General features: G+C 46.2%; 13 protein-coding genes. 6 read left to right on the top strand and 7 right to left on the bottom strand.

Translation table 11 applies throughout. The annotated features are described in order from the left end of the window. Nucleotides 1-13 precede the first annotated feature (13 nt). Entirely contained in the window at nt 14-2,200 is a 2,187-nt protein-coding gene (locus UL82_RS08485; protein WP_046440386.1) for a helicase-associated domain-containing protein, read from the bottom strand. Between the two features lie 66 nt (nt 2,201-2,266). Here UL82_RS08485 and UL82_RS08480 point away from each other — a divergent pair, with 66 nt between their 5' ends. Next, on the top strand, nt 2,267-2,455 hold the full coding sequence (locus tag UL82_RS08480) for a hypothetical protein (protein ID WP_046441420.1): 189 nt from the start codon (nt 2,267-2,269) through the stop codon (nt 2,453-2,455). Between the two features lie 176 nt (nt 2,456-2,631). Here UL82_RS08480 and UL82_RS08475 read toward each other — a convergent pair whose 3' ends face one another. After that, nucleotides 2,632-3,231 carry a resuscitation-promoting factor Rpf1 domain-containing protein gene (locus UL82_RS08475; protein ID WP_046440384.1) on the bottom strand — a complete coding sequence of 200 codons (600 nt, stop codon included), beginning with the start codon at nt 3,229-3,231 and terminating at the stop codon, nt 2,632-2,634. 616 nt (nt 3,232-3,847) lie between these two features. Here UL82_RS08475 and UL82_RS08470 point away from each other — a divergent pair. Then, nucleotides 3,848-4,234, top strand: a complete 387-nt coding sequence (locus UL82_RS08470; RefSeq protein WP_046440382.1) for a cold-shock protein — start codon at nt 3,848-3,850, stop codon at nt 4,232-4,234. Between the two features lie 151 nt (nt 4,235-4,385). Here UL82_RS08470 and UL82_RS08465 read toward each other — a convergent pair whose 3' ends face one another. Both UL82_RS08465 and UL82_RS08460 read right to left on the bottom strand, forming a co-directional pair. Next, a complete protein-coding gene (locus UL82_RS08465) occupies nt 4,386-4,979 on the bottom strand; it encodes a DUF2771 domain-containing protein (protein WP_046440381.1) in 594 nt (197 codons plus the stop codon). A 63-nt stretch (nt 4,980-5,042) separates the two neighbouring features. Further along, nucleotides 5,043-5,858 (bottom strand): glutaminyl-peptide cyclotransferase, encoded by an 816-nt coding sequence (locus UL82_RS08460; protein ID WP_046440379.1) that lies wholly within the window; start codon nt 5,856-5,858, stop codon nt 5,043-5,045. Nucleotides 5,859-5,867: 9 nt separating this feature from the next. On the opposite strand from UL82_RS08460, the gene UL82_RS08455 reads away from it, so the two are divergent. The 3 genes from UL82_RS08455 (at nt 5,868) to UL82_RS08445 (ending at nt 9,258) form a co-directional block, all read left to right on the top strand. Continuing rightward, a complete protein-coding gene (locus tag UL82_RS08455; protein ID WP_046440376.1) occupies nt 5,868-6,605 on the top strand; it encodes a DUF3027 domain-containing protein in 738 nt (245 codons plus the stop codon). A gap of 236 nt (nt 6,606-6,841) precedes the next feature. Next, nucleotides 6,842-8,293, top strand: coding sequence for an NCS2 family permease (locus tag UL82_RS08450; protein WP_046440375.1), 1,452 nt, complete (start codon nt 6,842-6,844; stop codon nt 8,291-8,293). A gap of 119 nt (nt 8,294-8,412) precedes the next feature. After that, on the top strand, nt 8,413-9,258 hold the full coding sequence (locus UL82_RS08445; RefSeq protein WP_046440373.1) for a TrmH family RNA methyltransferase: 846 nt from the start codon (nt 8,413-8,415) through the stop codon (nt 9,256-9,258). Here UL82_RS08445 and UL82_RS08440 read toward each other — a convergent pair. From UL82_RS08440 to serC, 3 genes are all read right to left on the bottom strand, one after another. Next, the gene (locus tag UL82_RS08440) at nt 9,255-10,163 is read right to left on the bottom strand and encodes a DUF6928 family protein (RefSeq protein WP_052735926.1); all 909 of its coding nucleotides are present in this window, start codon (nt 10,161-10,163) and stop codon (nt 9,255-9,257) included. The genes UL82_RS08445 and UL82_RS08440 overlap by 4 nt on opposite strands. 2 nt (nt 10,164-10,165) lie before the next feature. After that, complete coding sequence (gene sepH / locus UL82_RS08435) at nt 10,166-11,203, bottom strand: septation protein SepH (RefSeq protein WP_046440371.1); 1,038 nt, start codon at nt 11,201-11,203, stop codon at nt 10,166-10,168. 95 nt (nt 11,204-11,298) lie between these two features. Then, the gene (gene serC, locus UL82_RS08430; protein ID WP_046440369.1) at nt 11,299-12,432 is read right to left on the bottom strand and encodes a phosphoserine transaminase; all 1,134 of its coding nucleotides are present in this window, start codon (nt 12,430-12,432) and stop codon (nt 11,299-11,301) included. A 686-nt stretch (nt 12,433-13,118) separates the two neighbouring features. On the opposite strand from serC, the gene UL82_RS08425 reads away from it, so the two are divergent. Then, nucleotides 13,119-14,432, top strand: a complete 1,314-nt coding sequence (locus UL82_RS08425; RefSeq protein ID WP_046440368.1) for a citrate synthase — start codon at nt 13,119-13,121, stop codon at nt 14,430-14,432. Nucleotides 14,433-14,670 lie beyond the last annotated feature (238 nt).

Below are 14,670 nucleotides of genomic sequence, written 5' to 3'. Positions count from 1 at the left end.
TGGTATGTTCCCACTAGCTCGTAGTTACTTGTTCGATTTTATCGAGAGCAATACTGCGTCGTACGCCCGCAGTATCTATAGCGGTGAGCACACCAGCATGAATCATAATTGGCGACACTAATAGCTGTGTGCTTGAGTCATTTATGGTAGTTGAGTCTGCTTTTAAAACCACCTGTATCTGCTGGTTAGTAGCAATTGCCGCTTTGATTTTTTCTGTGGTACTGCTTATCTGTGGTTCTAATGAGGCATTACTAGTAGGCCGAAGCGTATGCACCATTCGAGCAATAACTTCTTGGGTTATAAGCGGTGGGTGAGTTTTTACCGGAGCACTGACCTGATAGCCAGCACCAAGAATGTCGATAAGCTCGCCGGTGTTATTTTCTGCAGCAATATGAAAGCCATGCTCACCTAGGGTGGTAATAAGCGTGCCTAAAGGAAGGGAAGAAATTAAAATTTCTGGGGCAATACGACGCAAGGACAAACTGCTACTTATTGCAGAGTTCATAATTGCGTCGATAAGCAAAGGATTATTTGCCCGGATATAACTGGTAGCTAGTCCGCCACGGATAGTGCCGTGTTCTGTGGCAGCATCGGTGATAAGAAATTCAATTGCTTGAGGCAGATCACCGTGATAGCGACGCAAGAAATTAATCATTTCTTCCGAGCTATGGCCATGATCGAGCCCGCGACGAACTGATTCATTGTTGAGCCGATAAATACTAGCTACGCCATAGGATTCGATGTCTGCGATACTACTCAGAAACTTATGCATCTCCCAGCTCAGTGGTCCAGGAGCCACAATGGTCATATCGGGTTGAATAATAAGTTGCTCAGTTATGGCTGGGGTATGTTGTGTCATAGTGGTAGCAAGTGCTTCAATTTGGTGGCAGATATCGCGGGCAAAGATAGTTCCTTGATTATCCACGAGTAAACCTAAGAACCTGGCCTCATGGAGAATATGATCTCGGATCTGTGGGTGTAATCTGGCCGCACGCAGCGGGCTATCTATAGCAGCTACACTTGCGAAATCTTCGATAATAAGTGGCTGCTCGGAAGTGGAAAATAGACAAAGTAGATTAGCTTTCGCCGCAGGAAGTGAACCAATAAATGTTTCATCTTCTAAGGCACGCAAAGGCTTATTAGTCGTACCAGGTGTACCAACCAACCAGGCAGCAAAGGTTGCTTGGTTAAGCCAAGCAATTGCTAGTAAATACCATTGTTGGGCAAGATCAGCCTGTTCCCAGGTTTCACTTAATTCAGTTACTCCTAAATAACTTGATAGGTCTTCTGGTTCAGGTGTTGGGCGAAGTGCACCACGTTCGATAAGACCTGCAGCTAGTGCGATCCCGATAAGCCTTAGCGTGGTGAGTTCATTACTGCGAAGCTCCTTGGCTAGGTGAGCTAACGGGCGAACTCCTAAAGCATTATTTTTAAGCAAGGGTAGTGGGGTTATGCGAAGAAAACTAAGCATCATTCGCATAAGTCGAACTACTTCTAGGCCTTGACCAGTAGCTTGGGTAGTTATATCGCTTGCTTTTCGACGTTCAAGCTCAACGTAGTTAATAACCCGAGGAGTTTCTTGGCGTAGTAATGCTCGAGTGACCTCAGAAAGGCGTACGGTGCGCGCATCAAGCTGAATGAGAATGCCATTTTTAATAAGATCATGGTAATTCTCCCGCATGATAGTGCTACCACCTTGGCGCAGGATATTACGCAATAAGAATAATTGTGGTTTGGTTAATGTGGAAAAACTAGCGCTAATATCTGCTGCAGTAGGTAGCCCTGGAAAATCAACATGAAAACGCCCAAATGCTGAAACCTCTGCTGCATGCGGAGCCAGCGCACTGGAATCGTCGATAGGAAAAGCAAGTGCAGCATCGTAGAGCCGCCCTAAACCAGCGCTAGTATGTTGCGATCCTAAAAGGGAACTGGTGAGCGCATAAAGTTCGGGGTGATCAATAGGATGAATTCCACCCCCGAGGACCCGTAATGCTTCTAGAACAATAAGGGCGGGAGCATTAAGAGATAGGGAAGCCTCATTTTGAGAATAGCCAATTTCTAATCGACCCATAAACGCACTGGTAGTTGGTGGAATTGGGTAGAGGACATCGCGGCGAGTATGGATGATTCGCGCGAGTTGTTGCGTATCAGTAGTTTCTAGCCAGGTGGAAAAAGCGGCGGTAGGTGAAAAAGAAGTCATTGTGAGCTTTAGTGTAGTAGGTCAATCAGGTGACATTTGCCGATAAAGAATGAAACAATAGTGCGTATGGCTAATGTTGAGAAAAAAGGATATGTTGATCCGGGCTGGCCTGAGCACGTGCCAGGAGACGGACACGTCGTTACTGAGTTGATTGCTAAGATTGCTGGTGCTAACAGTCCCTATGGTGATATCGAGTTTCCTGTGCCGGCTGAAGAACTTGGTTACGTGCACCCTTATACTCGTATTAATAAATAAATCGTTAATAAAAACACCCAAGGAGCAGGTTTTACCTTTCCTTGGGTGTTTTTAACACCTAGGGCAGTTTGAGCCCAGGCGGGTACTTATTTACCTAGTGGTAGCTAATAAGTAAAAGCCGCATCTAAAAAACAGATGCGGCGATTTTATTGCTTCAAGCTATAACGCTTGAAGTATTAAGCGGCAAGAATGCCATCAATGGTTTCTTTGTTTGCGTTGTAGAAAGTGTTGAAATCTTCGCGGTTAGTTTGGTAGAAGCTTTCTACTTCTGCAGGAACAGACATACCGAAGGTAGCGAGGCGACCCTTAAGTGCATCGTAGATGGCATCAGAAGCATTGGAAGAGTTCTGCTCGGCGCTGAGTACAATTTCTTGAACTGGTGCTGGAGCGTTCACAACAATATCGCGTGGAGTTGGAGCGGAGTTAAGACCAAGCTTCGAGGAGCAAGAAGGCCATGCTCGCCAGCCCTGGCCAGCAAGAACCTTTTCTGCAACAGCGATCTGCTGTTCACGAGTTGCCTGATAAGCATAGGTAGCGTACTGCTGGCCGCCATATGCATTCCAGGTGGAAGGGGAGAACTGGAGGCCACCGTGGTAGCCATTACCGGTGTTAATAGACCAGTTGCCGCCAGCCTCGCATTGTGCGAGACGATCCCAGTCAGAGTCTGGAGCTGCGTTTGCGATAGGGGCGAGCAAAGTAGTGGCGGTGCCGACTGCGACGGTTGATGCTGCAATCTTTTTGAACATAGATGCAGACTTGCGTGCATGACGTGCCATAAGTGAAAGTTTCCTCTCGTTGTGTCGCCGTAGTGTAAACAGGTAGTTTTTGTTATAAGAAAAACTATTCCTACCTGTTCCCTTGCTTGCTTATGAGTTTGTGTATGGGATGTGAAGCCGAGGCTTACATCTTAAACGGTCAAGTACTCTGTGTGCCGTTAATGTGAACCCATTTTTTGCTCAAGCAAGGGAAATGGCGAAAGCAAAAATGACGGTTGCACTGGCACCTGATCACATAGCCTAAACGTTTATAACGAATGTGTCACGTTTTTGGATATAAAAGACACCGTTTTTCTAAAAAATGTGCTCCTATAGTCAAGATAAAAGCAAAGCTCAGTGGGGGTATTGAAGAGTTTTCTGTGAATTTGTAACACAAGGTTATTTTTTGTCACACGCTGTGTACGTAACGCGGTTGTAGGTACCGAAAGATAGGATGTCGGACAGCTAAAGCGGAAAACAGCACGATCGAAGCGTCGATAAGCGTCGATAAGCTGAGAAAAATAGTGCAGCTAACCTTTGGTTAAGCTAGACCTGAATATGCTGTTTATAGTGCTACAATAATAGTTTCGCGTAAGTTAAAAACGATAAAGATAAAACAAGAGAAAGGACGAACAACATGCCAATTGGCAAAGTGAAATGGTATAACGCTGAACGCGGTTTTGGGTTCGTCTCTAATCCGGATGGCGAGGACTGTTATGTTAGCCAAAAGGTATTACCGCCTGGTGTAGAAGAACTTTATCCTGGGCAACGTATCGAGTTTGATTTTGTTAGTGGACGTAAAGGGCCACAGGCACTTCGGGTTCAATTAGTAGATAAGCCAAAACAGCGTAAGGTGCAGCACAAGTTCCCACCAGAGGAATTAGCTAGCATGATTGCTGATTTGGCAACAACCTTAGAAAGCAGTGTGCAGCCAGTGCTTGCGCAAGGTCGGTATCCTGATCGAAAAGAAGCTACCCAAATTGCTAAGATTTTGCGGGTAGTAGCTGATGAACTTGACGTTTAGGCATTAATCGCAGCGTTAAAACATATGCTGTTGCTGAGTGTTCAAAAATAGTGAGCCGTCTGCATACATTCATGCAGACGGCTTCTTTAATAGTCCTTTAATAGCAGTGTAGGTGTATGGGGCTTAGCTCAAGCATTGCGGATAAGTCTTGCTAGTTGGTGGCAGCAGAATCTGCACTTTGAGAATCTTCGCTGCCGGAGTCATCGAAAGTAATACTTTCAGCGTATTTAGTGCCAATAGACCAGGTAACCGTATAAGGCGCTTCTGCTCCATGAGCATCATGTCCGATAAGAACTGAGGTTACCTCGATTATTGCAAGGCGTGGGCGAGTATTTATATCGCTAGTAGGGTTAGCGGAACCAGCAATTTCGACGGTGGTTTGCTCGTGAGCGCGATAATATTTTTCATCATTGGCTGCTGGATCGTCGTAAATGCTTAGCAGCATCCAATCATGATCATAGATTTCTTCCGGTAGATCCAGCTTAACTGTGTCATTTTCACCAACAGATAAACTGGTTATTTCATATTCTTTGACTTCCATACCCAGCTCAGCGATGGTGTAAGGGGAAACCTCAACGACCTGATCACCTACAGTGGCGCGGATGGTGATATCAGCAGGTTCTAGTCCTGGTCGGTTATTCCACCAGTTTTGAAACACTACCGAGGCAACTACGATCACCACCACCGCAATAAGCAGGATGAGTATTTGCAGTAAATTCTTTTTCTTGGTCGTAGAGCTTGGCATGGTTATCTATCCTAATAAGTTGACTGAGTTCCGATACAGATGTGTTGGTAATATTCGGTATTTTCACTCAAAACGCACCTTATACATATCTGGCCACCGTTTACCAGTAATAAGGAAACGATCTTCTTCCGGCAAATAAGCAATGCCATTAAGCACATTATTGGCATCAGCAGCTGCATTATTTTCTAGGCTACTGGCATCAATAACTGCAGTAACCTCACCACTATTTGCGTCAATACGAATAATGTCGGTGGTTAAAAAGATATTCGCATATACCTGACGCCGACCATCTTTTTCTACACACTCCAGCTCATTAAGCTTGTCAACCGTTGTAGCAGTTGCGGATTGATCCGTAACTATTATCCGTCGTTTTTCAACGAAAGTGTCTGGGCCAAGTACTCGCAACTCATTTGTTCCATCAGACATAATGAGCTCATTAGCAAAAGAACATAATCCCCACCCTTGACCTGGGTAAGAAACTTTTTCTATTTCTGTTAAAGTGGCAGCATCACGTTTAAAAGCCACCCCAGATTTCCAGGTTAATTGCCATACAACATCACCAATTTTGGTAGCTCCTTCGCCAAAATACTGTGGTTCGAGCCAGTGGCGATGTTTTTCTTCGAGACCACCTAGCTGAGTATAAAAAATGCGGGACTCATTATATTGCCCAGTGCTAATAAGTAGTTGATTATCAACTACTTCGATTCCTTGCGTAAACCAGAACTCACTAGCTGGGTAGCGTTTTTCGACTACTGGTTGCAGCTTTTCGACGGTTGGTGAAACTCCAGGTAAGACTGTTAAGAAAGAACAGGCGCTTAAACTTAGTGCGGTGCATGCACTGAGCACGATAATTTTGGTAGGAGTTCTCCGAAATATCATGGGTATATCATGCCTGATGTGTATCAAAGGTGGGGATCAGGGGATAATAGGCGGGTGCACACTCTGAATAGACGAAGAGATAGAGATGAAAAACCGCATCTGCTTTTAGGACGAGTGGCTGTGAAAGTAGCTCGTCGCGCGTTGGTTGAACTTGATGAAGGCGAAGTTGGCCGACATATGGGTGCAAGCCTAGATAACGATCATGTAGCAACCCACCGTTTTCAGGCAATGGTAGCTGGCTATGACGGCTGGGAATGGAATGCAGTGCTTGCTTGTGCCAAAGGGACAAGATATATCACGGTCAATGAGGTGGCGTTAGTCCCCGGACGGTTTGCGTTACAAGCACCTCAGTGGGTTCCTTATGCCGATCGAGTACTACCCGGTGATTTAGGGCCCAAAGATCAACTACCCCCACGCGATGATGATCCTCGACTGACGGAATCTGAGGGAAAGAAGATATTAAGTGATTTTGGGGTACAAGACACTATTAACCGTTGGCAAGCAGGTATTTTTGGCGCAAGTTCTGCTTATGCCCAAAATGCTACGTTTCATTGTGAAAGTTGCGCATTCTTTTTACCGTTAGCACATCACGATAACGTGGGAGCCTGTGGAAATCAGTATGCTTTTGACGCCAAAGTAGTTACTGCTGATTATGGCTGTGGGGCACATTCTCAAACCCCGCCGGCGGAACCGCTTTCCACACCGGGTGCTGTGCCTTTCGATGATGAATTGCCGGTGGTTTTATAGCACCTGCGAACATAGGCTAGGGCAAAGAAATTTTTGTTGTTTCTTCTGCATAGTTAAGTTGCAGATATCAGAAATATAAAACATGATGCCCAGTGGATGTGAAATAGCTCTCTCCCATTTGGATTCTACCGAACGACCGTTGCACACTTAGAGCTGGAAAATAGATTTCCACCCTAGAAGAACTCTCATGGTGCGCGATGCATCCAAGTTCGCCACCCATTTTGCATGGAGAAACTATGACGAATACCTCGGCCACAGCCAATAAGGGCTTTATGGACCGATATTTTAAGATCTCTGAGCGTGGTTCTACCATCGGCACTGAAATTCGTGCCGGCGTAGTCACGTTCTTTGCGATGGCTTATATCATCATCCTTAACCCATTGATCCTAGGCACCGGAGCCGATATCAATGGGAAAGTACTTGGTATCCCACAAGTTGCTGCAGCTACTGCATTAGCTGCAGGTGTAATGACTATTGCTTTTGGCCTTATCGCTCGTTATCCCTTTGGTATTGCTGCCGGACTAGGAATTAACACCCTGGTCGCTGTGACCATGGTTTCCACTGAAGGATTGACCTGGGAAGAAGCCATGGGACTGGTAGTTCTCGACGGCGTGATTATTGTGCTGTTAGCGGTTTCTGGTTTCCGAACCATGGTTTTTTCCGCAATTCCACAAGATATCATTGCCGCAATGGGCGTAGGCATCGGCATGTTTATTGCCATGATTGGCTTGGTTGATTCCGGTTTTGTTCGTCGTATTCCCGATGCTGCCAACACCACGGTGCCAGTGGGTTTGGGAACTAATGGTTCTATTGCCTCCTGGCCTACTTTTGTTTTTGTTATCGGCTTATTAATTTGCGGTGTGCTGGTTATTCGTAAAGTACGTGGTGGATTGTTTATCGGTATTTTAGCTACCACCATTATTGCGATGATCGTGGAAGCCTTAACCGGGGCAAGCTCTTCAGCGACAAATCCCACTGGTGGTTGGAGCCTTGCGGTACCAGCAGTGCCAGATTCTTTTGGCGGTATCCCAGATTTAAGCATTGTTGGTGATATTTCTCTAGTAGGTGCTTTTAGTCGTGTGGGTGCTTTAAGCGCTACTTTGTTACTGTTTACCCTGGTACTGGCTAATTTCTTTGATGCCATGGGAACAATTACCGCATTAGGTAAACAGGCTGGTCTTGCTGATGAAAAAGGCATTGTGCCAGATCTGAAGAAAGCACTTGTTGTAGAAGGTGCTGGTGCGATTGTTGGTGGTGTTGCTTCAGCAAGCTCGAATACCGTGTACGTGGATTCTTCAGCAGGTATTGCCGATGGCGCCCGCACTGGTTTAGCTAACGTTGTGACCGGTGTTCTTTTCCTTTTAGCAATGTTTCTTACCCCGCTGTATGAGGTTGTGCCTATTGAAGCAGCCGCACCAGTGCTTGTTATCGTGGGTGCAATGATGATTACGCAGGTGCGCGAGATCAACTTCACCAAGTTTGAAATTGCACTGCCAGCATTCTTGACCATCGTGGTTATGCCATTTACCTACTCCATTGCTAATGGTATTGGTGTTGGTTTTATTACGTATGTGATTATGGCTGCCGCTGCTGGTAAAGCCAAGAATGTACATTGGGTTATGTGGCTAGTTGCTGGCTTGTTTGTACTCTTCTTTGCTGTTGATCCACTACTGAATGCAGTGTCTTAAAAAATTTATTGCATAGTTAAAATCGACGCAGGCTAACAATGCGTGGTCGATGAGTATGCTCTTGAACAACCCCAAGGTTCTTTGGTTCCTTGGGGTTGTCGCGTTTATGCTCATAGCTTGTGATCCATATCCAGCAGGCAACCGATAACCGTGTCGATGATTTCCGAGACCTGAAACATTCAGATAACCGCCCCGATCTTCCCGGTGGTAAAGGATTAATCATTGCCGAAGGCCCACTAGTGGTGGGGCGTTTATTGCGATCACGTTGTAGCGTGCGTTCCATTGTGGGATTTCCGGCTAAATTGGAGAAGTTCCTTGCTGATTCCGAAACTGCTCAACTAGTCGCCGAGGCCAATATCCCGGTGTATAGCATTGATCGGGAAACACTAGCTCACGTCGCTGGTTATGATATGCACCGTGGTTTATTGGCAGCTGCGGATCGTCCTGCAGCGCTTGATATTGATGAGGCAATTAAAAACGCACGCACCATCGCGATTCTGGAAGGAGTCGGTGATCATGAGAATATCGGCGCCATGTTTAGAAACGCAGCTGGTATGGGAGTTGATGCCATTCTTTTTGGAAACGGTTGTGCTGATCCGCTTTATCGTCGCGTCGTTCGGGTATCGATGGGGCACGTATTGCGGTTACCTTTTGCCCATTTCGGCGGAAAATCTACCACCTGGCATCGCGAATTACAGCAGCTTGTCGACGCTGGCTTCCACTTAGTGTCGCTTACCCCAGATTCTCAGGCAGATCACCTTGCTGATGCGCTTATTGACGATGAAGGCAACGCATATAAGAAGGTGGCGCTATTAGTGGGTGCAGAAGGACCAGGGCTGAGCGAACACGCTATGCGAGCAACCCATGTGCGTGCTCGGATTCCCATGGCACCGGAAACTGATTCTTTGAATCTGGCTACCGCAGCGGCAATTGCATTTTATGAACGCGACCGTAGTATTCGTTAACGGCCTAGTTTTTTACGTAATGCGTTAGAAAACTCGCTCACCCTTGTTTTGGCGTGCAGTGCATTACGGTGTACGTGCTGCCAACTGCTTTGGGCAAGAGTAGTTAGTTTTTCACTGGTGGGTTGTCTATCTGGGTTATCAAGATCGGGGTAGTCGTCTGGAAAATCTTCATAGTCGTCATAATCACTATGAATACCGAGGCCTAATTTTGTGGAAGCCTCGGTAGCAAGTTCTGCCATTGATGGTTGGGGTAGCGCAGTATAGTTGTGCTGTTTAGGTTCGGGACGACCGTCGATAGCGTAGGCAACGACATTAATATCCGGGGCAGTTTTTATATCAATGCCTAACCAGCGTTGCTGTGCTTCTTCGGCAAGTTCGATAGGGATAAAAGGAAGATCGATCCCACCAGTAGCACTGGCTTTTTCCCCAGCCCAAAATGGTGCTTCAAAAGGTTCTGGAACCCCGATGTCTTCATAAACACGTTGTCGACGCGCAGAAAAACTACGCAGTACTTTTCCGCCACGGAAATGGGCAAAACCACCTAGGCCAGTGTGGGTATTGGTGGTAAAAGCATAGACATCTGCTGCTGGTATTGAGGTTAAAATTGCCGGGTCGATTTTTGATAACCAGGCAGCATCAGAAAGCACGGTGTGTACGATAGCTACCCCAGGTAAACCGGCGATATAAAATTCCCCGGGTGATGCCTGTGCAGAACGATTCAAAGCAAATTGACCTATGGGGGTAATGGGCCAGCGTGGGTTAAGCTGCGCTAAATATTTCCGCCCAAATCCACGATCTGCACGTGGGCGACTTTCAATCACTGCGCGTGGATCCGCAGCATTAATAAACCATATGGTTACGGCAGCTTCATGATAAGACTGGGCATCTAGATCATAGGCTGTCATTATTAGCTCCGCGGGCGTTTAGTGTTGGTGCGTACCCCAAGCAACACATCTTCCCAATGTGGGGTGATCGCTTTGCGTCGTCGTTTTGATTGCGTAGTGGTGTTATCTGGGTGTTGTAAAAAATCTTCCCCTTCAGCTTCTACTACTGATTCTGTTGGTTGTTCAGCCGGGGTGGCAGCAATAGTAGGTGTTGGCGAGTCTTGGGCAGCATCTTGTACTACTGGCAGGTCATCGCGGGTATGTTTTATTGAGTACGGCCGAGTGCCAATGAGGGCATCAATACCAGCAACCTGATCTTGATGGCTTAACGATGATAATTTGCGCACCGGCTGAATAAAGTCGGGATCAATAAGATCTGCAGCAGCGCCATTGCGCGCTACCGCTGTGGTTGCACCGGTGCCATGGCGGTGATAAGAATACTCGGCTTCATTTTCGCTCAGCCCGGCTTTCCAACTTATCTTTACAATCCATTGTTGAGAAGGATCCCGGTAGGCATCCCAGGTGGTTTGGCTTAAATCAATATCGCGCGCGGCAAAGGCCGTGGCAAGTATTTCCCATAGGGTGAGTTTTGCTGGACCATCATCGCGTACCGGATGAGATTTTTTAGCAAGCTCAGCAATGCGAGCACGCTCTAATAAAATAGGGTGTGCATAGGTCTCGATACGCGAGGGAACTACATCGTTAAGCTCGGCAACTTCTTCAATAGAAGCGCCGCCTCGGATACGCTCTTGAATCTCACGGGGACGCATTTTTAGTGGGTTGGATTGCCGTGGATCAAATTGAGTCGCTGGCGTAACAGTTTTTTCTACCTCAGTTACCGATGATTCTGGTGTATCTGTGTGTTTCTTTTCGGCAGCGGTGTCGGTAGTGGTGGTATCCGTTGCGACTGGGTGGGTGTGGGTAGTGGTTTCTTCACCGAGCAAAGTTGACCGTAAAGAATCATCGACAGCAAGGAAAAACTGCTTATTGACGTCGTCACGCTCATGAAATACCAGCGAAGTGCGGGTGGATTCACCCGGAACCAAGATTAATTCCCGCATGACGTCTCCTTGGAATAATTAGAACTGACGGTGTATCAGCACTACTGTAACGCAAAAGTCGTAACTATCTGCGTGCGCCGTTAATAAATACTGGTTTAGGCTTGTGCTGCACCCTGATCAAGCAAGAAGTCAATTGCTTGGGTGAGCTTGATAATGTCAGCCGTGTCGATCACAGGGAACATACCTATTCGAAGCTGATTACGGCCAAGCTTACGATAAGGCTCAATGTCTAAGATGCCCTGCATGCGCAATAACGCAGCCAATTGAGCTGCATCAATGGAATCAGCAAAGTCGATTGTGCCCACCACCAAGGAACGATGTGCTGGATCGCTGACAAATGGAGTTGTTTCTACCCGTTGTTCGGCCCAACTATAAAGTGCCTCGGCATTTGCTGTTGTGCGCTGAACCATTTTATCAAGACCGCCATTATCATTCATCCACTGCACCTGGTTTTCGAGCATTAATAAGGTGCTCACAGCTGGGGTGTTATAGGTTTGGTTTTTGCGCGAATTTTCGACGGCTGTATGCAAGCTAAGAAACTCTGGAATGAAACGATTACTTGCGTTGATTTGCTCAATGCGCTCTAGTGCAGCTGGACTCATGGCAGCTATCCACAATCCGCCATCAGAAGCGAAGCATTTTTGCGGTGAGAAATAATAAATATCTGCTTGGCTTATATCAACAGGTAAACCACCAGCACCAGAGGTGGCATCAATAACGATAAGCGAACCTTGGGAACCTATCGGGCGAACTACCGGCACCATAGCGCCAGTAGAGGTTTCATTATGTGCCCAGGCCAATACATCGCAATTATCTATGGCTACTGGATCGGGCGCATGACCAGGGGTGGTTTCAATAATGGTTGGATCATCTAACCAAGGAGCTTTTTTCGCAGCTGCGGCAAACTTGGCAGAGAACTCGCCAAAACTTAAATGTCCAGATTTCTTTTGAATGACCCCAAAAGTAGCCGCATCCCAAAAGGCAGTTGCCCCGCCTAAGCCAAGCACTATTTCATAGCCGTCGGGGAGTGCAAATAGTTCTGTTAATCCTGTTCGGATATTGCCCACAACATTTTTTACCGCTGGTTGTCGGTGTGAGGTACCAATAATTGTGTGTGCACCATCGACAATAGCTTGAATTTGTGCTGGGCGAACTTTTGAGGGACCGCAGCCAAAGCGAGGATCTCTGGGGATAAGATCGCGCGGAATATTAAGAGATTGGTTACTCATGTGACAAGGCTTTCTATTTACTTAGCTAGGTTTTTAGGGAAATAATTCTGCATCGGCTACCCCTGCAGTTATAAACCAAAACGAAAAATACAGTGGTCTGGCAGGAATAGGAAAATTTCGAATGATTTATAGAAATACTATCGTGAATTTGATTGATTTTCTATAGCCCTATTGGTAATTGGTGGGCTGTAGTGCGTTTTTCTGCACCGTGTTGTGGGGTGAAGGGCGCTGAAGATGGCACCTATAAGTGTGATATGTGGGCAATAAAGCACATTTATAGATAGAAAAAAATGTTAATCGGGTGTAGAAAAGGGGAGTAGTGGGGGTGATTTGGGTCAATATGAGCTGCGTATTTGCATTACCTTGGTTTGGCTTGTCGAATGGATCACAGATTTTGTTACACTGTGCACTATCCCACGTTATGTGCGGTGGATACTTGGTGCAGCCTGCAAGTTGGTGCCGAGATAAAAATAAACATCGAGCATAAGTTCTCTTACCCGGTGCTAGGCGTACCGTGGTAGGTGATAGTGGACAGATAATAAATGATGTGCACCCACTGTGGTGGACGTCGATAAGCGATATCAGAGTTACTGGTGGTAGCAATGGATTTTTCGGTACACTTCTGAAACCTTGGTGTCCGTTAATTGCCCTTGCTGATTATTGGTGCTCGTCGAGGCAAAAATATGATGACAGAAAGGGACGCTGTGGCTACTGAAAACATTGACAAAGCCGTACTGCACTACCCAGGCGGCGAATTTGAAATGGATGTTGTCAAGGCCTCTGAGGGTAATGATGGCATCGTACTAGGTAATATGCTGGCTCAGACTGGGTTAGTTACCTTTGATCCTGGATATGTGAGCACTGGTTCTACGGAATCCAAAATTACCTATATCGACGGTGACGAAGGAATTTTACGCCATCGCGGTTATGACATCGCTGATCTAGCGGAAAATGCCACCTTCAATGAGGTGTCTTATCTACTTATTAAAGGACATCTGCCTAACCAGCAAGAATTGCGATCTTTTAATAATGAAATCCGACATCACACCTTGTTGCATGAAGATTTTAAGTCGCAATTTAGTATCTTTCCTCGCGATGCTCATCCCATGGCAGTGCTGGCGTCCTCAGTAAATATTTTGTCGACGTACTACCAAGATCAACTTGACCCGCTTGACGAAGAGCAGCTGGATAAAGCTACCGTGCGGCTACTAGCGAAGATACCGATGCTGGCTGCTTATGCTTATCGAGCATCAAAAGGTGCGCCGTATATGTATCCAGATAACTCGCTGAATGCACGAGAAAACTTCCTTCGCATGATGTTTGGCTACCCGACCGAGCCTTATGAGGTAGATCCAATTGTTTCTAAGGCTCTTGATCGTCTGCTTATTTTGCATGCAGATCATGAACAAAACTGTTCTACCTCAACGGTTCGTATGATCGGTTCCGCACAGGCAAATATGTTTGTCGCTATTGCCGGTGGTATTAATGCGTTGTCCGGCCCGTTGCATGGTGGAGCTAATCAAGCCGTGCTAGAGATGCTAGAAGATATCGACAAGCATCACAACGGAGATGCGACAGAGTTTATGAACCGGGTCAAGAACAAAGAAAAAGGCGTTCGTCTTATGGGATTCGGGCACCGAGTATATAAGAATTATGATCCGCGAGCAGCCATTGTTAAAGAGACCGCACATGAGATTCTAGAACACCTTGGTGGGGATCCCTTGCTAGATCTGGCCATGAAACTAGAAGATATTGCGCTAAACGACGATTATTTTGTCTCTCGCAAGCTATATCCCAATGTAGATTTTTATACCGGTTTAATCTACCGAGCAATGGGCTTTCCGACGGAGTTCTTTACCGTATTGTTTGCTATTGGCCGCTTACCAGGTTGGATCGCCCAGTATCGTGAGCAGCTGGCGACAATGACAAAGATTAACCGTCCTCGTCAGATTTATACTGGTGAAAAGCTACGTAAAGTAACTCCACGCGCATCGCGTTGATAGAATTAATGGAACAATATTGATACTTACTAGCTGGTGGGAAGGTCCATACAATCAAGCTATATCTTTGTCAGTTAGTAAGTTAATGGGATTAAGTAGACATATCAATAAGAAAAGCTAAAGAGAATATAAGAATGTAGTTTCATTAGCGTTTCTGAGCTGCTTTTTGAGGTCGAGCACGTAATTACCCAGTACAATGGGTTTGCGGTGCTCGACTTTAGCATTGGCATAGTAAAAA

Source organism: Corynebacterium kutscheri (assembly GCF_000980835.1).
Taxonomy (GTDB): domain Bacteria; phylum Actinomycetota; class Actinomycetes; order Mycobacteriales; family Mycobacteriaceae; genus Corynebacterium; species Corynebacterium kutscheri.
The sequence above is the reverse complement of the archived record's forward strand: the minus strand, read 5'-3'. Positions and strand labels throughout refer to the sequence as shown.

Bases quoted from the DNA above. Each gene is read 5' to 3' on its own strand.
- UL82_RS08465 (WP_046440381.1), bottom strand. From the start codon at position 4,979: ATGCCAAGCTCTACGACCAAGAAAAAGAATTTACTGCAAATACTCATC.
- UL82_RS08450 (WP_046440375.1), top strand. From the start codon at position 6,842: ATGACGAATACCTCGGCCACAGCCAATAAGGGCTTTATGGACCGATAT.
- UL82_RS08440 (WP_052735926.1), bottom strand. From the start codon at position 10,163: ATGACAGCCTATGATCTAGATGCCCAGTCTTATCATGAAGCTGCCGTA.
- UL82_RS08485 (WP_046440386.1), bottom strand. From the start codon at position 2,200: ATGACTTCTTTTTCACCTACCGCCGCTTTTTCCACCTGGCTAGAAACT.
- UL82_RS08425 (WP_046440368.1), top strand. From the start codon at position 13,119: ATGACAGAAAGGGACGCTGTGGCTACTGAAAACATTGACAAAGCCGTA.
- serC (WP_046440369.1), bottom strand. From the start codon at position 12,432: ATGAGTAACCAATCTCTTAATATTCCGCGCGATCTTATCCCCAGAGAT.
- UL82_RS08480 (WP_046441420.1), top strand. From the start codon at position 2,267: ATGGCTAATGTTGAGAAAAAAGGATATGTTGATCCGGGCTGGCCTGAG.
- UL82_RS08475 (WP_046440384.1), bottom strand. From the start codon at position 3,231: ATGGCACGTCATGCACGCAAGTCTGCATCTATGTTCAAAAAGATTGCA.
- UL82_RS08470 (WP_046440382.1), top strand. From the start codon at position 3,848: ATGCCAATTGGCAAAGTGAAATGGTATAACGCTGAACGCGGTTTTGGG.
- UL82_RS08460 (WP_046440379.1), bottom strand. From the start codon at position 5,858: ATGATATTTCGGAGAACTCCTACCAAAATTATCGTGCTCAGTGCATGC.
- UL82_RS08455 (WP_046440376.1), top strand. From the start codon at position 5,868: ATGCCTGATGTGTATCAAAGGTGGGGATCAGGGGATAATAGGCGGGTG.
- sepH (WP_046440371.1), bottom strand. From the start codon at position 11,203: ATGCGGGAATTAATCTTGGTTCCGGGTGAATCCACCCGCACTTCGCTG.